Origin of the sequence: Pantoea phytobeneficialis, from assembly GCF_009728735.1 — a bacterium.
GTDB classification, from domain to species: Bacteria; Pseudomonadota; Gammaproteobacteria; order Enterobacterales; family Enterobacteriaceae; genus Pantoea; species Pantoea phytobeneficialis.
In genome coordinates this window covers 48,314-65,215 of the sequence record NZ_CP024639.1, presented here as the reverse complement: position 1 = coordinate 65,215, position 16,902 = coordinate 48,314, and the positions used below count along the sequence as shown (strand labels likewise).

Below are 16,902 nucleotides of genomic sequence, written 5' to 3'. Positions count from 1 at the left end.
AAGAAGGTCGCTGAACAGCTTTCTGCCAGGGGTAAACAACGTAGCCTTTAAAAGAAACCGGCGTAATGACGGTTATCCTGATGTTTCGCATTGAGGGCCGACATCTTTACATCCGGCTGATACTGACTGTGAATTTCTGTTGGTTATTGATGGCAAACCTGGATAAATCATCCAGGACCCAATAGCGTCATCTTTTCGCCTGTCGGGAAACCTCCATTTGATGTTAGCCAGCAAACAGACCGCTGATCGTAACGGTCCAATTTACCGATTAACTATTATTCAATTTTTTTGAATTATTTCAGCAAATCAATCAGCTTTTGCTCACCCGCCGACAGGTCTATTCTCTCTCACATCGAGGCACAACGCCTCACCGATTAAACAAAATTCTGAGGAAATGACCATGAAATCTATCAAAACTTTCGTTGCAGTTACGGCCCTGTCACTGGTCTCTTTCGGCAGCTTTGCGCAGAGCATCACCGCTTCCGCTTCCACCCTGGATGGCGCAGAAGCCAAAATCGCGGCGCAGGCCGAACAGGCAGGCGCGTCATACAAAATCACCGGCGCACGCGTGGACAACGGTGCTTACCTGTCAGCTGAACTGACCAAATAAGGTAATAATTAGCACGATCACAGTTATCGCACTAATTATCAATCATGAAACGATAACTATGGTTATTATTACTTTCATCGAAGGCACACAGCCTTCCAAACAGACCCATTAAGGATTAAGACCATGAAAACTATCAAAGCACTGTCTATCGCCGCTGTAGCCGCTCTTTCCCTGATGTCAGCAGCCAGCTTCGCGCAGAGCATCTCTGTTACCTCTTCAACCCTGGACGGTGCAGAAGCGAAAATTGCTGCACAGGCCGCACAGCAGGGTGCACAGTACAAAATCACCGAAGCGAACACCAATAACCGTGTTCACATGACCGCAGAACTGTACAAATAACGGATGGTCGTACAGGGAAGTGCCGAGAAAGGTCGCCGCAAGGGCGGCCTTTTTCGTATCTGTGACCCGTCCTGAATAGCGTTGACATTTTTTCTCAGTCCTCTGAGGAGAATGTAATGCATCAACCGACCATCACTGCGCACTGGCTACCCTCAGCCTACGCCGTGTTCTTTGAAAGCAACAGGGCGCTACAGAAATGTGAAAAATTTCAAGAAATCAGTCGTTAATCGGCAGAGTCTGGTACCTTTACGCTGAAATCTGACAGGTGAAACATGTATAAAAAGTGGTAGAAACTATACATGTGTTGGGGTTAATGTATAATTTTTGCGATTATCTATATACGTCATCAATCTCAAATATATAAAAGAGACAATTTTATCTATGTCAGCGATTCTTACTCATCTACCCTTGGCGAATATTGAGAAGTGGGAAACGCGTGCGGTACTCAAAAAGACCGCTGAAGCTCATCGTTATCTTGCGGAGCTGAAGGGCGTTGCGGCCAGTATCCCAAATGAAGCCATTTTGATTAATACCCTCTCATTACAAGAGGCTAAAGACAGTTCTGAAGTAGAGAACATCGTCACTACGCACGATGAACTATACAAGGCCAGTTTGTTTCAGGAAGCCATTACAAACCCAGCCACTAAAGAGGTGCAGGACTATGCGTTTGCTCTGAAGCAAGGCTTCCATATGGCCCGTAAAAACAAGCTGATTCGTCTTGGTGACATTCTTGCCGTGCAACAGCAATTGGAGCGTAATAATGCTGGTCTTCGCAGGCTTCCTGGGACAGACCTGAAGAACGCAAGTACTGGTGAAATCATCTATACGCCGCCCCAGCATGCTGATGAAATTTCATCGCTAATGGACAACCTCATCACCTTTATCAATGATGACAGCATTTGTGATGCCGATCCTCTGGTCAAGATGGCTATCATTCACCATCAGTTTGAAAGTATACATCCGTTCTACGATGGTAATGGCAGGACAGGACGTATCTTAAATATCCTGTACTTAGTGATCAAGGACTTGCTCAACCTACCTGTTTTATACCTGAGTCGCTTCATTATTTATCATAAGGCTGCATATTATTCTAATTTACAAGAGGTAAGAAATACAGGTAATTGGGAACCTTGGCTGCTATTTATGCTTGAGGGCGTTATTGATACGGCCAAAAACACTATATCCCTTATTACGCAAATGAAATCCTTGATGGCGAGTGTGAAACATGGCATCCGCGATCAGTTGCCTAAAATATACAGTCAGGATTTACTCAACAATCTTTTCAATCACCCCTATACTAAAATTGAATTTATTGTTGAAGAGTTGGGTGTGACACGAATAACGGCTACTAAGTATCTTGAACAACTGGTTGAACATAAATTTTTAATTAAACAGAAAGTTGGTAGGGCTAACTATTACATCAACGAGCCCTTGTGCAAATTACTGATTGCCCATAGCTGACAAAGAACAAATACATTCAATCCGCAGTCGTCTCTCTTGCCAAGATACAGTAACGAATTTGGTAATTGCATATTGGTCGTGGTGATCTATGCCACGACTTGGCTGTATGTCAGACAACGATGGGTTGTGACCATGCCTATTCAATCGATTGAAAACCTTCTCAGGGGGAAATGACTCAATTGGTTGATCCAGCTCATCTCGTTGACTAATCAGGCTCTGCCAAGGCTCTCCTACTTGAAGACTGAAATCTTATCTTCATCATCTACTCATCTCACCGTCATCTATGTACCCAAATACGTGTATTTGATGAATGGCTGGTGGGAGTATTGGGTTCAGAGGGATTACGTTGAGTCCTGGCAACGTTAATGTGATGAAGCAGACTGGTTGTTTGATTTTTATTCAAAATATTTGAATTCTTTCAGCAAATCCCTCAGCTTTTCCTCACCCGCCGACAGGTCTATTCTCTCTCACATCGAGGCACAACGCCTCACCGATTAAATAAACTTCTGAGGAAATGACCATGAAATCTATCAAAACTTTCGTTGCAGTTTCTACCCTGTCACTGGTTTCTTTCGGTAGCTTTGCGCAGAGCATCACTGCTTCCGCTTCTACCCTTGATGGCGCAGAAGCCAAAATTGCGGCACAGGCCAAACAGGCAGGTGCGTCATACAAAATCACCGGCGCACGCGTGGACAACGGTGCTTACCTGTCAGCTGAACTGACCAAATAAGGTGATAATTAGCAAGATCACAGTTATAGCACTAATTATCAATCATGAAACGATAACTATGGTTATTATTACTTTCATCGAAGGCACACAGCCTTCCAAACAGACCCATTAAGGATTAAGACCATGAAAACTATCAAAGCACTGTCAATCGCCGCTGTAGCCGCTCTTTCCCTGATGTCAGCAGCCAGCTTCGCGCAGAGCATCTCTGTTACCTCTTCAACCCTGGACGGTGCAGAAGCGAAAATCGCCGCGCAGGCCGCACAGCAGGGTGCACAGTACAAAATCACCGAAGCGAACACCAATAACCGTGTTCACATGACCGCAGAACTGTACAAATAACGGATGGTCGTACAGGGACGTGCCGGAAGAGGTCGCCGCAAGGCGGCCTTTTTCGCATCTGGAGACTGGGCAGTTGCGCGATAAATCGCGCCGCTACGAATCAGCGACAAAAAAGCACCGTAAAAGGTGCCTGTTTTTCATCTGTGCCCCATCCTGATTGGGTGAATACTCATTTACTCCAAAACTCACTTTTACTACTTTTCTGATGCTCGACCACCATTCAGCTTTCCCTGCACGTTATGTGGGCATGGACGCCAGTCAGGCAGTTCTGAGCGATACCATTACCCAAAAATCGTAAGAATCAGAAAATGTTCACACTTAATTGATAATGAAATTGTAAATCACTCTCATTATTGTTAGTGTTCGTATCAAATTTTTACAACTTTCATCTGCCATAGTGCAACTGGGGACGTATCGGGGATCCTGGCATTGAGTCACCGGTTAAAAACTGTCTGAGGCAGGTGTAAACGCCGTACATTTAAGGGTGGGGAAGGGTTTTGCTTACATTTGGATCCTCTGCGAAGTCTACAGGGATGGCTGGATTTGTAACTCAGTCTCCCTGGTCCTTGTATCGCAAAACATTCCCTGTTTGCTTCTCTGTTGCTGTTCATCTCCTGCTGTTGGTGTTACTGGCGAGTTTCCGAAATACGCCCTTGCCGCTCACTAACGAGGCAGGTAAGACAGGAAATGAAATCTCTGTCGTAAATTTAAATCAGCCGATGCTGCCGGTTGCGGTGCCTGTATCTTCATCGCCGGAAGAGCAAGGGGTATTGCCCAAAACGATCGTCGTCGACAAGGCAGATATTGTTGTTGAAAGGAAGAAAGTCACCTCGCAGAAGCCGCCGGTAACAAAAGCGACCACGGCTGACAGCCAACCTGTCAGGCCACGTCCGGTGGTTAAACCAGTCTTGCTGCCAGTATCTCCCGATAAGCTTCAGCAGACTGAACATGCGCAACAAACAACATTATCCAGTTCTTCTTCCGCTCCTGTTAACGCTGGCAGCGGTGGAAATGCGGCTCTTGGTGGAGAGAGTACTTCTGGTCACGCCGCGAAGGGTGCAGGGAATGAAACGACACCAAGGGTGCGGGCGCTGAACCGTCGCGTCAATTATCCCGCTCGTGCCCGCTCTATGGGGGTTGAGGGCAGAGTGAAGGTGCAATTTGACATTAGCGCGTCCGGAACAATAAAAAATATTCAAATTCTGGCTGAAGATCCTGCGGGTGTATTTAGCAGCGATCTGCGGCGGGATATTACACGCTGGCGATATGACATTACTGGTGAAGTTAAAAACCAGATTGTTACCGTTATTTATAAGTTAGATGGGCGTATTCAGGTCATAAACTGAATTTCACTTCTGGGAAAATCATGAAAATAACAGGCTGTATAATTATACCGCTTAGCATTTTTGCTATGCCAACGGTAGCGGACACCAATACCGTAATTCAGGACGTAAACACCACCACAGAAGAATCAGCTGCTGAGCAGATAGATGATTCCGGTGATACGATTATTGTTCGTTCTGCACCTACCAGTCAGACGATGGGGACGCAGGTTATTAACGCCGCACAGATCGCGCGTTATCCCACGGGTAATGGCACCATCACCGAGTTACTGAAACATAATCCGAATGTACGATTCGCCAATAATACGGATTCCAGTAATAACCCTGGCGAAATTGCTCCCGAAAATGTCTCATTTCACGGCGAGAAGTTTTACAACAACAATTTTATGATTGACGGTCTTTCCAACAACAACACTGTCAATCCCGGCAACAAAAACGGCGACCTCAGTGATGATCCAGATGGTTACAGCCCAATTGACCTGCCATCGGGTGGTACACAATCATTCTGGATAAACTCGGAGCTGGTGGACAAACTCGAGGTATTTGACAGCAACGTCGCTGCCAAATACGGTGATTTCACCGGAGGAGTGGTGGATGCACGTCTTAAAGATGCCAACCTTGAACGGGCATCTGGTCGTGTGTCCTGGCGCAGCACCCGAGATAGCTGGACGCGTTATCATATTGATGAGTCAAAACGTGAAAGTTTTGAGGAAGCGACTTCGCAAGCTAATCAACCTAAGTTCACCAAGAACTTTTATTCTGTCAGTGTTAATCAGCCCCTGAATGACAGTGCAGGTTTGATCTTTTCCTACAACCGTCAGGAATCAAAGATTCCGATGTACCATTCCAACCTGGATATGTGGACTAACCAGGAGCGAATTTCGGAAACCTATTTATTAAAAGGTACCTGGTTTGCGGATAATGGTGATATTTTCCGCATGACCGGAATGTATGCGCCGCATAAGTCAACTTATTATAAAGTTGATGTAAAGAATGGTGGCTTTACTAACAATGGTGGTGGTTATCGTGCCAATTTAGAATGGGAGCATTTTGCCCCGTGGGGTAAAATTACCAGTCTGGCAGGTTATCAGTTTGAACAAAACAAAATCGAACAAGAAGCCAGTACTTATCAAAGCTGGTACCATTTTAATAACAGTAGAAACTTTACCTCGGATGCGATTACCTGGGGGAGTACTTCAGGTTCAAGTACTCAGTTAGGTTATCTGGGCGGCTACGGTACCTTTGGTACCGATAAAACGACGACGACCCTCAAACAAGATGCTGAGTTCACGCCATTCTCTGCTCTTGGGATCACTCATCAACTCGATGCAGGCTGGCAAACCGATCTCTATCAGGCGAGATATCGTCGTTTTGGTGATGCCGCGTTGAGCCGTGGAGTCGCGACGATAGACACCAGCGTTGTCTGCCAGGCAGGTGATGACTTTTGTATTGATGGTGAGCAATATTTCAAAAGCAGAACGGTCTACCCGGCGCGCACGGTTGAGGGGAACTACACCAACTATGCGCTCTATCTTCAGGACAGTATGCTTTACAAGCGACTTGAAGTTACCCCTGGGGTACGACTTCAGTATGATGACTTCCTGAAAAACCTGACTGTCGCACCACGCTTTGCCACCTCACTGGATGTGTTTGGTGACCGCAGCACCCGCCTGTTTGGTGGTGCCAACCGTTACTACGGTCAGAACCTGCTGACATACAAACTGCGCTCAGGGATCAGTGCCAATATTGTCCAGACCCGTACGGATGCCAACAGCCCGTGGGTCGGTGATACTACCAAATACAGCACTTACGATTACGACATCTCCGATCTGAAAACGCCTTACAGCGATGAACTCTCTCTCGGCATTTCTCAGCGTCTGATGGATACCGTGTGGACCGTGAAATGGGTTAACCGTAAAGGACGTGACCAGTTTGGTCGTGACAGATACACGGATACGAACGGTAATAACTACTACATCCTCACGAACAGCGCGAAAACAGAAGGTAACACCTGGTCTCTGACCGCTCAGCCAATCAGTCCGTATCACTTCGCAGTAGCCGACATTAGCTGGGAGCTGGGTGCCAGCATCGTTAAAAATAAATCCAGCTCGCAGACGTATTACGATCAGTCCACCTCTGACGAGAATATGGTGATCTTTAACGGCAAGTTGATGGAAAAAGGCGAGATGGATGCGCTGGACTTCAACACGCCGTGGACTGCCTTTATTAACGTCAATACCTTCTTTCCGGCAGTTAATCTTAACTGGAGCCAGAATCTCGGGTACACGGCAGGTTACTCCGGTTACAGCATCAGTACTGTGGCTTGTCCGGGTGACAACAGCGCCTGCGGCAGTTACGAAGGCAGCGCCAGTCTGTATGAGAAAACCAAATACAAAGACTACATCACCTACGACTGGCGCTTCGCCTGGTCTCAGCCCACGTTCCAGAATCAATCAATTGAGCTGACGCTCGATGTACTGAACGTTCTTGATAACGTCATTGAAGCGACGCAAACCACCGGTTCTACCTCCAAAACAGTGACCTACAAAACCGGACGGCAGTTCTGGTTTGGTGTCGCTTATAACTGGTAACCCTCCACTTTACCTCCGGCGGAATGCCGGGGGATTTGTGCTGCCTGCACCGCGGGCAGCCGGTTGCAGCACTGAGTCTGATAAGGAAGAAAAATGTGTAAACGCAGAGGATTGGCAGGGGTCGCACTCTTTCTGCTGGTCTTATCCCAGCCCGTGCTGAGTGAAGACGCAAAAACAACGCTGCCGGTGGTGACTGAAGGCGTACTGGATAATGGGCTTCAGTACACTCTGGCACCGATTAAATCAGATGCCGGGCGTATTGATATTCGTCTGAGCGTAGAAGCCGGGTCGCTTGATGAAACCGACGATCAGTCAGGCGTGGCGCATATGGTCGAACATCTGGTTTTTCGCGGCAGTGACGCCTGGCCTGAGGGCGTTTCGGCGGCATTGGCTAAGAAGGGGTGGTCACGCGGTGCTAACTATAACGCGGTAACCAACTACGAACGTACGCAGTTCATGATGAGCCCGCCTGATGGTGTAAAAGGGTTAGATCTGGCCTTACAGGCACTGGCACAGATGACGGCACATGCGCGTATAACGCAGCCTGATCTGGATGATGAACGTAAAGTCATCCTCGAAGAGTGGCGTGGCAAACTCGGAGTGGCAGCCCGCATGAACCAGCAACGCATCGCGGCCTTGCGTGCGGATTCCCCTTATCCCGACCGACCAACCATCGGGAAAGTTGAGTCGATTGAGCTTACCCCGGCAGCCACGTTGAAAGCCTTTTATCAGCGCTGGTATCACCCGGACAATATGCGCCTGCTGATCATCGGCGATTTTGAACCAGAGAAAGTCAAAGCGCTGATTACAAAACATTTTGCCGGGTTGCCCGCCATTGCCGTGCCGGTCCGTCAGGAAAGCCAATACAACCAGCAGCTGAAAAAACAGTTTCGAGTGATCCATCTACAGGACTCGGAAAGTGGTGGTAGCCAGGTCTCGTGGGTAAACCGTTTTGATGAAAAACAGATGCAGGGTACCGAAGGGTATCGGGATCGCCTCATCAACCAAATCACCCTCACTATGCTGAGCCGTCAGCTCAAACGTCAGCAAAGTGCCTTGCCAGACTCCATTGGCAATATTGTTGCGCGGAAATCCGAAACAGGCCGCTCTACCGTCGCGTTTGGCCTGTTTGTTGATGTGATGCCGGGTGACTTTCAACTGGGCCTGGCAACGTTGATTCGTGAGCGCGAACGCTTAATGCGTTATGGACTGAGTGTCGATGACTTTGCACGGGTGAAGAGCGACATCCTCGATGCGGCAAAGCGCCTGGAAGAAAAACCGGAAAACCGGACTTTCTCTGAGTGGGTGCAGACCCTGGCTATTGCGTGGCAGCAGAACCAGCCGTATGCCGACGCGCAACAGCGCGGAGTCCGGGCGGTGGCAGAACTTAAAACCATCGACATGGCCGACATCAACACTCGCCTGAATACGTGGTTACAGGCCACGGATCAACTGGTGCAGTTCAGCGTACCGGGAAGGTATGTCTACAGTGTGCCGTTGCCTTCTGAAATTCAGCGGATGGTGACGACGATCGCCGGTGAGCCATTAACTCCGGTAGCGAAGGAAAAAACATCGGTCTCAGTCCCATTACCAGAACACGATACCTCGGGTAAACGCACATCCGTGAAAAATTTCCCGGCAGAGTCGGTGCAGGAGTGGCGACTCAGTAATGGCGACCGCGTGGTCTGGATGAAAACCCCGTTGGCCAAAGACCGCGTGTGGTTCCAGGCACAAAGCGAGGCGGGCTATCTGGGCCGTGGGCTGAACGCCTGGCAGGCACAATTGGCTGCACAACTGGCAGGATTTGGTGCACCGACCGGCTGGACCGACGACGGTTATGCGCAATGGAAACGGGATCAGGAGCTTTGGCTGAATATCAGTCAGCAACCGGACACACTGGAAGTGACCGGAAGTGCACCTTACAAGCGATTGGACAGCCTGTTGCACGCGTATCAGCTACTTCATACTGATAATCATATGAATGCTGCCTCGCTGAAAAGCAGCGTAATGATGTTGGCGCGCCGACGGCTTATGCAGGAAGGTTCGTTGTTTGCTCTCCGCCAAATAGAGGTGACGGATTTGCGCTATGGCGGCCCGGCACTTGAACTGCCAGATGCAACACAACTGTCGGCCGTTAATACTGAGCAACTGACAACGCAGTGGCAAAAAATCAGCGCGGCACCGGTGACTTACTTTGTGATGGCCAATCTTCCCGAAGCCACCCTCAGACAGGCTGTTGAACGGTATCTGGCGGGCATTAAACGCGGAGCCGGATTGCCTGCCGAACCTTATCTCGCTTTGCCCGGACATCGAGAACGACGTAGTCAACTCAACAAAGAGCCGAAAGCCGAGGTGAGGTTGTGGAGTTTCAGCAACGAAGTATGGTCACCGGAACGGGCAGCCCAGGTCAGCATCGCCAAAAATCTTGTCAACCGTCATCTGAAAAACGTTTTACGCGATGATGCCCGTGGGATCTACAGCCTGAGTTTAGAAACCGTACTCAACGATAAAACCAATCGTATTGAAACCGAACTGCGTTTCAGTACCTCTCCTGAACGTGCTGCGGAACTGGTTCAGATCGCCAAAAAAGCGTTTAAGAATGCTGACAGCCAGATAAATGATCGCACCGTGCAGGAAATGAAGGCTTCGTTCCAGCGTGCAGAGACCTCACGGCAGCATGATTACTACACCCTACAGCGACGTCTGATACTGAGTTATCGCCATTATGATAATCCAGGCTATCTCTCCCGCGTGTCATCACTGGATAAAGCCATCACGACAGACGGCGTACGTGCGATGGCATCGCGTATCTACAACCCGGACAATCTGGTGATTTACACGGTTCTGCCGCAAGAGACGAAATAATGAAGAAGAAACTGGCCACGGTATGGCAACTCAGCCAGGCGTTCTGGGGTGGCAAGCAGAGCTGGAGTGCATGGTTAATTCTGGCCGTCATTCTGAGCCTGGGGGGATCGATCGTCTGGCTGAACGTGTTGATCAACGACTGGAGCAAATCCTTCTATGATGCGTTGGGTGAGTTTGATGGTTCAAAGGTCTACAGCCTGGTTAAGGAATATTGCGTCTTCATCCTGATTTATATCGGGGTGTTCGTGTACCAGGATTGGTTTACCCGGCTGCTCATTATTCGTTGGCGTAAATCGCTGACGGCCCAGCTTGTGGACAGTTGGCTGGCGAAACAGGCGTACTACCACATGTCGCTCACCGGAAAGGTCGATAACCCGGATCAGCGTATTGCCGAAGACATCAACTTCTTCGTTGATAAGACCATCAGCCTGTTGGTGTCGTTCCTGATCACCAGCGCTCAGCTGTTCTCGTTTGTCTGGATCCTGTGGAAGCTTTCGGGCGTTCAGACCTTCACCCTGTTCGGACAGGAGTGGGTGATTAAAGGTTATCTTGTCTGGGTTGCGCTGCTTTACACGCTGGTGGGCAGTCTGGTGACCCATCTGATTGGCAAGAAACTGCATGGCCTGAATTATCAGAAACAACGCGCCGAAGCCGACTTTCGCGCAGCCCTGTTGCGTAAGCACGATAACGCTGAGCAGATCGCGCTGTATCAGGGGGAGTCCTGGGAGAAACAGCATCTGAATCGCGCCTTTGGTGCCATCGTACAAAACTGGCGTGCCTTGATGAACGGGGAGCGTAACCTTGGCTTCTTTACCACCGGTTATACCCGTATCAGCCTGATTGTGCCGGTGTTTGCCGCGTTACCCCTGTTTATGGCAAAAACGATCACCCTGGGTGGTTTGATGCAGGTACGTTCCGCTTTTGGTCAGGTTCACGGGGCACTGAGCTGGTTCATCCGTGTTTATAAGGCCCTGGTAGAATTGTCGGCGAGTATTTCGCGTCTGGAGCAGTTCTCCCAGGCAATCGCGGAGTGCCAGAACAACCGGGACCTCAGTGTGTCGGGTGAAATGACACAGGTGGATAAACTCACGGTTGCCACTCCGCAGGGAAAAGCCCTGTTGTCAGACATGCAATTCGGTTTTCCTGCCGGGAGCTGGAGCAAACTTTCCGGCAGAAGCGGTATCGGGAAATCAACATTGCTACGAACCCTGTCCGGGGTCTGGCCGTGGTTTGAAGGGCACTGGCAAAGCCAGCAAGGCAAAAGTCTTTTGCTGCCACAACGCGCTTATATCGGACAAGGGACATTACGAGATGTTCTTTGCTATCCGCAGCCTGCCGATCCAGACTCGGAAAAACTGGTGCGGTATCTCAGTAAGACCGGTCTTGGTGAGTGGAGTGGGGCGCTTGATAAGCGGCTGAACTGGGAGCAGGTACTGTCAGGCGGTCAGAAACAACGACTCGCATTTGCCCGCGCGTTGCTGTTGAAACCGGACATCCTGTGGCTGGATGAAGCGACCAGCAATCTGGATGCACAGTCGGCGCGGGAGATGCTGCAACTTCTGAAAACCTGGCTACCGGACTGTACCGTGGTTGCAGTAACACACCAGACTGAAATCGATGAGCATTTTGGTCAGCACCTTAATCTGGATAGCGTGGCAGGCGTAAGCAGAGCAGAAAAAATGAGTGGCTGACCTCGGCTGATCGTTATGGCCAGTTATCGGTATTCATTGTCCTGTTACGGATACTGTACCGCGCAGCGCTTCCTGTAATCTGCGTCGGTACAACCGTGTTTATCAGGCAGGAAAGGATATGAATAAGCAAAGTCAGCTCGTCATTCATGCTTTGCAGGAGATTGTGAGCAATCCACGCCATGATGAGAAAATGATCGCCTCGTATTTCGCCGCAAGCTATCAACAGCAGGTTGACGGAAAATGCCTGGATTATCCGGGCTTTGTCAGCCATATGGCATTGCTTAAAACGCTGACCAGGCAAATGGAGGTGGTGCTGTTAAGCGTTGTTGCTGAAAGAGATACGGTGTTCACTCACCACCGCGTGAAGGTGGAAAAATGCGACAACACAAAAAGTGAAATAGAGGTGATGGCACGATTTACCCTGGAATCAGATCGGATTATTCGTTGTGACGAGTTAACCCGGCTGGTCAGCGGAAATAAGCAGGACCATGATCTGGGGAGCAGAAGTTAATACCTGAACATAAACTTTGCCTAAGCGCTATGCATTGAGAAATAATGCCCTGAGGGCCGTATAAAAGTCCCTCAGGAAATGTGACAGGGCTATGAACAAAACCTTGCAACAGAGCATTAAGCGAAGCGCTTTACCTCTTAGTTACTCTTCTATTTCCATCGTCTTACTTTTGTTTTTTCTTGCTCTTATCGCGACTTCAGATTCTTTGATGAATTTATTGATTTCACCTTCTGTTGGTCGCTTGTAGAGATGGAGGTTGAGTAATTTTTTCTGTATATCATGCGCCCTGAGAATCGTTTGTTCCTTGCTTAACGTCGGGTGCCAACCTGCGCTTTCAATTCCAGGCCATCCTCTCTCAATTCGTTCTTCAATACGTGAAACTAAAAATCTTTCCGTGATGATATTATCCGATTTTGCACCATTACATCCGCGGCAGACTGCAAGTAAGTTGTAATCTGTATTATTTATTAGACAGTTACGTCCTTTCAAACGGGAATCGATATGGTCTATCTGAAAAGCCATATCCTGATAAACACCGAGGCAATAAAAGCAGAGTCGGCCTGTCCAGTTATTTAAGTCGGCTCGGAGTTGATGGTTTACCAACTCTTCGAAGACCTGATGTGCCTTGAATGGCATACCTGATCCCGGCGCGCGCCAGGCACGGATTTGCTTCTCACCTTCATTCAATAAATTATTTGTCAAAATCCCTTCAGAAAGCGTCATCTCGTTCCATTTCGCGAGATAGCTGAAGAGTTTTTTGTCTCCCTGTGGCATATATACTGACATGATCTCCCAGGCCAGTTGGGTTTTCCGTTCAAGATGAGACAGGTCTGACAGTGCCGGACGATGAAATTCTATTGCATCATCCATTGTGGATTTTTTCGGGAAATCATCACCTTTCTCATTATTGCATTTATTGCAACAAATTATCAGGTTGTCAGTGTCATGAAGATATTTTTCGAGTTCTAATTTAATATTGGTGTTGCTATGCAGCCTGTTTCTGTTTTTATAAAGCTGATATCGAAGGAAGATTTGCTTTGGGATAATGTGATCGACTTGAGTTGCATGATGACCGGTGAATTCAAGGCACCAGGGGCACAGAATAACATCAACCTCTTCATTAATGGTTACCTGAGGTAATAAACTTAAAAAATGGTCCCTTACGGCAGGGGCAAAGCCATTCGTTTTCTTATCATCATCCAAATTTTCGGGAAAAGGCTGTAATTCAGCATTCTCATATCTAAATTGGTCTGTGTTTTCTATGAATCGCATATTTCTCCCGAACTATATAAGTACGCAAGTTTCAGCGCTTGGGAACGATCAGCGCTGATTTTGCTGGAATGAGTGACGAGTTAGTACCCAAAAGATATCAACATGAATTATCCCGTGATTCGACGCAGAACCTTCGGCCTTAGCGTTCTGGCTGCCGGATCGTAATCCAGAGCGACACCTCGAATTTTGGTCTTATTCGCTGCTTCCGCATCCATACCACCTGGCACTTTAATTTCATCAATATTCAGTGTCCTGGCGCTCTCACTCATTCCTGCCAAACCGAACCAGGGGCCTTTATCAACCAGTTGATACTCAAAGGCGAGGTGTTTTTTTGGACTTTCGTGGACACGCAACCTGATGGCGTATATAGGATCTTCGGGAAGAATCAGGAAACGGTCGTCAACACAGACTTCACCATAGTCATGTAAGAAATCACGATCTTCCTTATCTTTATCTGGTTCGTCCTCCCAGACCTCTGTCGCACTTCCACTTAGTCTCTGAGCGGAAATTTTCATTTTAAGTCGATGGTATTCACCACTGACCAATTTACGGTCTTTACCACGTTTTTCGAGAATGAACTCTATCCCGGTTAAATAACCGTCAACTTTCAGTTCTCTTTTATCGACGGTTTTAACCTTTTCACAGCTCTGCATATTCCCGGAAGGGGTGACAGAGCTGAAGCTGGCGGGAACGATTCCGACAGCGACATCATGATATCGGATAATATGAGCATCCTTTGCGTCCATACTAACGGGTTGGCCTGTCTCATCTGGTCTGACGGCAGCGTAGAGATAAAACTTATTCGCAGGCACTTCTCCGGCGTAGAACATGTCATCGGTATCACATTTGAGTGCCTCTGCAGAAAGACTTTTCCCCCGTGCGATCACATTCTTCTGTGGATCAAGGGTGAGATACACATCGGATGATTGTGCTGGATTATCGCTACCAATACGGATGGCCGAGACTATCGTCCCGTCTTGTTTGCGATTCCACAGTTGATGTCGTCCACCAATATCGGGTTGCAGGAGAACTCTGCGTTGTTCTGAACGCCCAAAGCTGTATCCCGTGTCTTCACATCCTTCCACCGACAACACCAGGCCAGTTGGATGAACCAGCTTGCCATAACACTCATATGCATCAATATTTTTCAGGTCATCGGGTGTTGCTTCATCAACACGCCACAATCCAGTGCTTGATGGGGTATTGCCGCGCAGGCGAAATTCAGGCTTACCGTTCAATGGTAAGGAGAGGACATAATCAGCGCCGTAAGCGATATTGTGTATTTCTCCGCGACCGGTGAATTCCCACCGTTGATACGGAGAGGAGCCTAATTCACTCAGGCCCAGCAACAATGATTCTTTCTTCGGTTCGATTTTCACTGCCGGGGTTTCATCAGTGTCTTTGCCACTATCTTTCTTGACGGTCGGGCCGGGTACTGAAGAGGGAACAGGTTCAAGCACGCTCAGGGCAAATTCTACTGACTTCTTATGGCCTGGGAATCCACTTTTTACCGGTATAGCACTGACGAGATGGCCTTCTGGCGTTACCCGCCACAGCTGCTGACGTGTCCAGTCAAAGAGTTTTGCTGATAATTCGGGATTCTGGGGTGTTTCGCCCTTGAGAGAGAGGCAATGCTGGCTGGCAAGATTTTTTATGATCACATAATCAGGCCTTGCGAGGTAACCCACCTCAGTCTGGTAAGCACCATAAAAGAGGAAGTAGGCGTTACATTCGCCAGTAAGGTGCGACGTGGTATTACTTGAGACATACTGTTTTAACATGTCCCATACCCGTTTGCTCAGTTCCTCACTCAATACTTCAATACTGGGGATGAGTTTTTCACGCTGCACAGCAGCCCATCTTTGGTATTCATACAGGGACTCAGCCCATCGACCGGCTTGTTCGACGACCGTACCTTCGCCGCCGACCGCATGAATGGTGTATGTTTGCGTTTCATCAACATCCTTACTGCGGGTGTCAGTCTGTCTGCCATAATCTGCCGAAACCCCTGCTTCCACCGATGCTGACCATGTCTCCACACCGACTTTGACCTTCGCCGCGAAGCTTGTGGTCATTGATGCATCCTTTTCGGTACCGGTTAGCTCCTTGACATCAGTAGCAAACAATCGACCACCCACGAGCGTTTGTGTAGAAACAAAGTGGCCAAAACTTCCCAGCACTTTCACTAATTCTTTGAAGCACTCGGCGACCCCACCTTTAAGCAGAGCCTGGTTACAGGCATATTCGAATTCATCACTGGCGCAGGGTTCAGACTCATCGAATGAGAGTTCAACTTTAGGCAGAAAGAAGTTTGCGGTTGTATAGATCGTTTGCCCTTTAACGCCGCCGTTTTGTGACTCCGCGTTATGGTAGGCACCCGATATGCCAACACCCACGGTGGCCACCGTTCCAGCCGCAACATTAAGTGAAGTTGAGATATTCGTAACCCCATTTTTCTGGACCTGATGCAGGGATTCCGATGAGGTGTAGTAATTCTCGAAATAGCCCGAAAAGTTAGGTTTACGGTAGAGGAGGGTGGCGACTTTACAAGGCCCCGGATTTGCAGAATCGTGGCGCTTCAGAACTTCCCTGAATCCTGTTTCAACCGGGTTTGACAGGCTGTGATCAATGATGAGTCCTTTATAGAAACCGATCCGGTCAAGCAGATCTTCTCTTTGTGCCAGGTTGAGGTCAAAGAAATCAGTCGCACTTTGGAGTTGCGCGTCGTTTTTAAAGAGTCGGACGAGTTCCTTCTGAGCAAATTGTTGCTTTTCCAGACTTAAACGTTCGAATGTTTCAACAAGGGGTTTGTTGATCTCCGGTGCGGACACCCGTACGGCATTCAAAAGCTGCGAACGTCGGTCTTTAGCTTCCTTTTCACGCTGTTCGACAGATTGCTTCTTACTGGCGATTTCCGTCTTCAGTTCTCGTTGTGTTAATTCAATCGCTTCATCTTCATGCGATGTCGCAGTGTTGAGGGCTTTGGAAGAACCGGACGTTTTCATCCCGAGTTCTTGTTTAAGACGTAACACACCCTCAAGAGCGGCTTGCTGATCTTTTTCGATCTGAGTCTGTGGTTGCTTAGTATCCTGAGGCATGAGCCCGGCTTCTCCATGATGACGTGGTGAGACCCTCTGCAGTTCTGACACA

Annotated in this window: 12 protein-coding genes; 10 read left to right on the top strand and 2 right to left on the bottom strand. The window is 48.5% G+C overall.

The genetic code is table 11. The features are described 5' to 3' along the window. Window positions 1-400: 400 nt before the first annotated feature. The 10 genes from CTZ24_RS24280 (at window position 401) to CTZ24_RS24235 (ending at window position 12,480) form a co-directional block, all read left to right on the top strand. Window positions 401-610 (top strand): YdgH/BhsA/McbA family protein, encoded by a 210-nt coding sequence (locus CTZ24_RS24280; RefSeq protein ID WP_208727007.1) that lies wholly within the window; start codon window positions 401-403, stop codon window positions 608-610. A gap of 123 nt (window positions 611-733) precedes the next feature. After that, entirely contained in the window at window positions 734-949 is a 216-nt protein-coding gene (locus tag CTZ24_RS24275) for a YdgH/BhsA/McbA-like domain containing protein (protein WP_013508022.1), read from the top strand. Between the two features lie 381 nt (window positions 950-1,330). Beyond that, window positions 1,331-2,410, top strand: a complete 1,080-nt coding sequence (locus tag CTZ24_RS24270) for a Fic family protein (protein ID WP_208727006.1) — start codon at window positions 1,331-1,333, stop codon at window positions 2,408-2,410. Between the two features lie 520 nt (window positions 2,411-2,930). Beyond that, entirely contained in the window at window positions 2,931-3,140 is a 210-nt protein-coding gene (locus CTZ24_RS24265; protein WP_208727005.1) for a YdgH/BhsA/McbA-like domain containing protein, read from the top strand. 123 nt (window positions 3,141-3,263) lie between these two features. Further along, window positions 3,264-3,479 (top strand): YdgH/BhsA/McbA-like domain containing protein, encoded by a 216-nt coding sequence (locus tag CTZ24_RS24260; RefSeq protein ID WP_013508022.1) that lies wholly within the window; start codon window positions 3,264-3,266, stop codon window positions 3,477-3,479. A gap of 533 nt (window positions 3,480-4,012) precedes the next feature. Next, window positions 4,013-4,825, top strand: coding sequence for a TonB family protein (locus CTZ24_RS24255; protein ID WP_244634103.1), 813 nt, complete (start codon window positions 4,013-4,015; stop codon window positions 4,823-4,825). Window positions 4,826-4,845: 20 nt separating this feature from the next. Continuing rightward, complete coding sequence (locus tag CTZ24_RS24250; RefSeq protein WP_208727003.1) at window positions 4,846-7,413, top strand: TonB-dependent receptor plug domain-containing protein; 2,568 nt, start codon at window positions 4,846-4,848, stop codon at window positions 7,411-7,413. 93 nt (window positions 7,414-7,506) lie between these two features. Then, window positions 7,507-10,278: a M16 family metallopeptidase gene (locus tag CTZ24_RS24245; RefSeq protein WP_208727002.1), complete on the top strand. Its 2,772-nt coding sequence runs from the start codon at window positions 7,507-7,509 to the stop codon at window positions 10,276-10,278. Further along, window positions 10,278-11,969, top strand: a complete 1,692-nt coding sequence (locus CTZ24_RS24240; RefSeq protein WP_208727001.1) for an ABC transporter ATP-binding protein/permease — start codon at window positions 10,278-10,280, stop codon at window positions 11,967-11,969. The genes CTZ24_RS24245 and CTZ24_RS24240 overlap by 1 nt, the downstream gene beginning before the upstream one ends. A gap of 118 nt (window positions 11,970-12,087) precedes the next feature. After that, window positions 12,088-12,480 carry a nuclear transport factor 2 family protein gene (locus CTZ24_RS24235; RefSeq protein ID WP_208727000.1) on the top strand — a complete coding sequence of 131 codons (393 nt, stop codon included), beginning with the start codon at window positions 12,088-12,090 and terminating at the stop codon, window positions 12,478-12,480. A gap of 141 nt (window positions 12,481-12,621) precedes the next feature. On the opposite strand, the gene CTZ24_RS24230 is transcribed toward CTZ24_RS24235, so the two are convergent. Further along, window positions 12,622-13,752: an HNH endonuclease signature motif containing protein gene (locus tag CTZ24_RS24230; RefSeq protein WP_208726999.1), complete on the bottom strand. Its 1,131-nt coding sequence runs from the start codon at window positions 13,750-13,752 to the stop codon at window positions 12,622-12,624. A gap of 107 nt (window positions 13,753-13,859) precedes the next feature. Continuing rightward, on the bottom strand, window positions 13,860-16,850 hold the full coding sequence (locus CTZ24_RS24225) for a hypothetical protein (RefSeq protein WP_208726998.1): 2,991 nt from the start codon (window positions 16,848-16,850) through the stop codon (window positions 13,860-13,862). Window positions 16,851-16,902 lie beyond the last annotated feature (52 nt).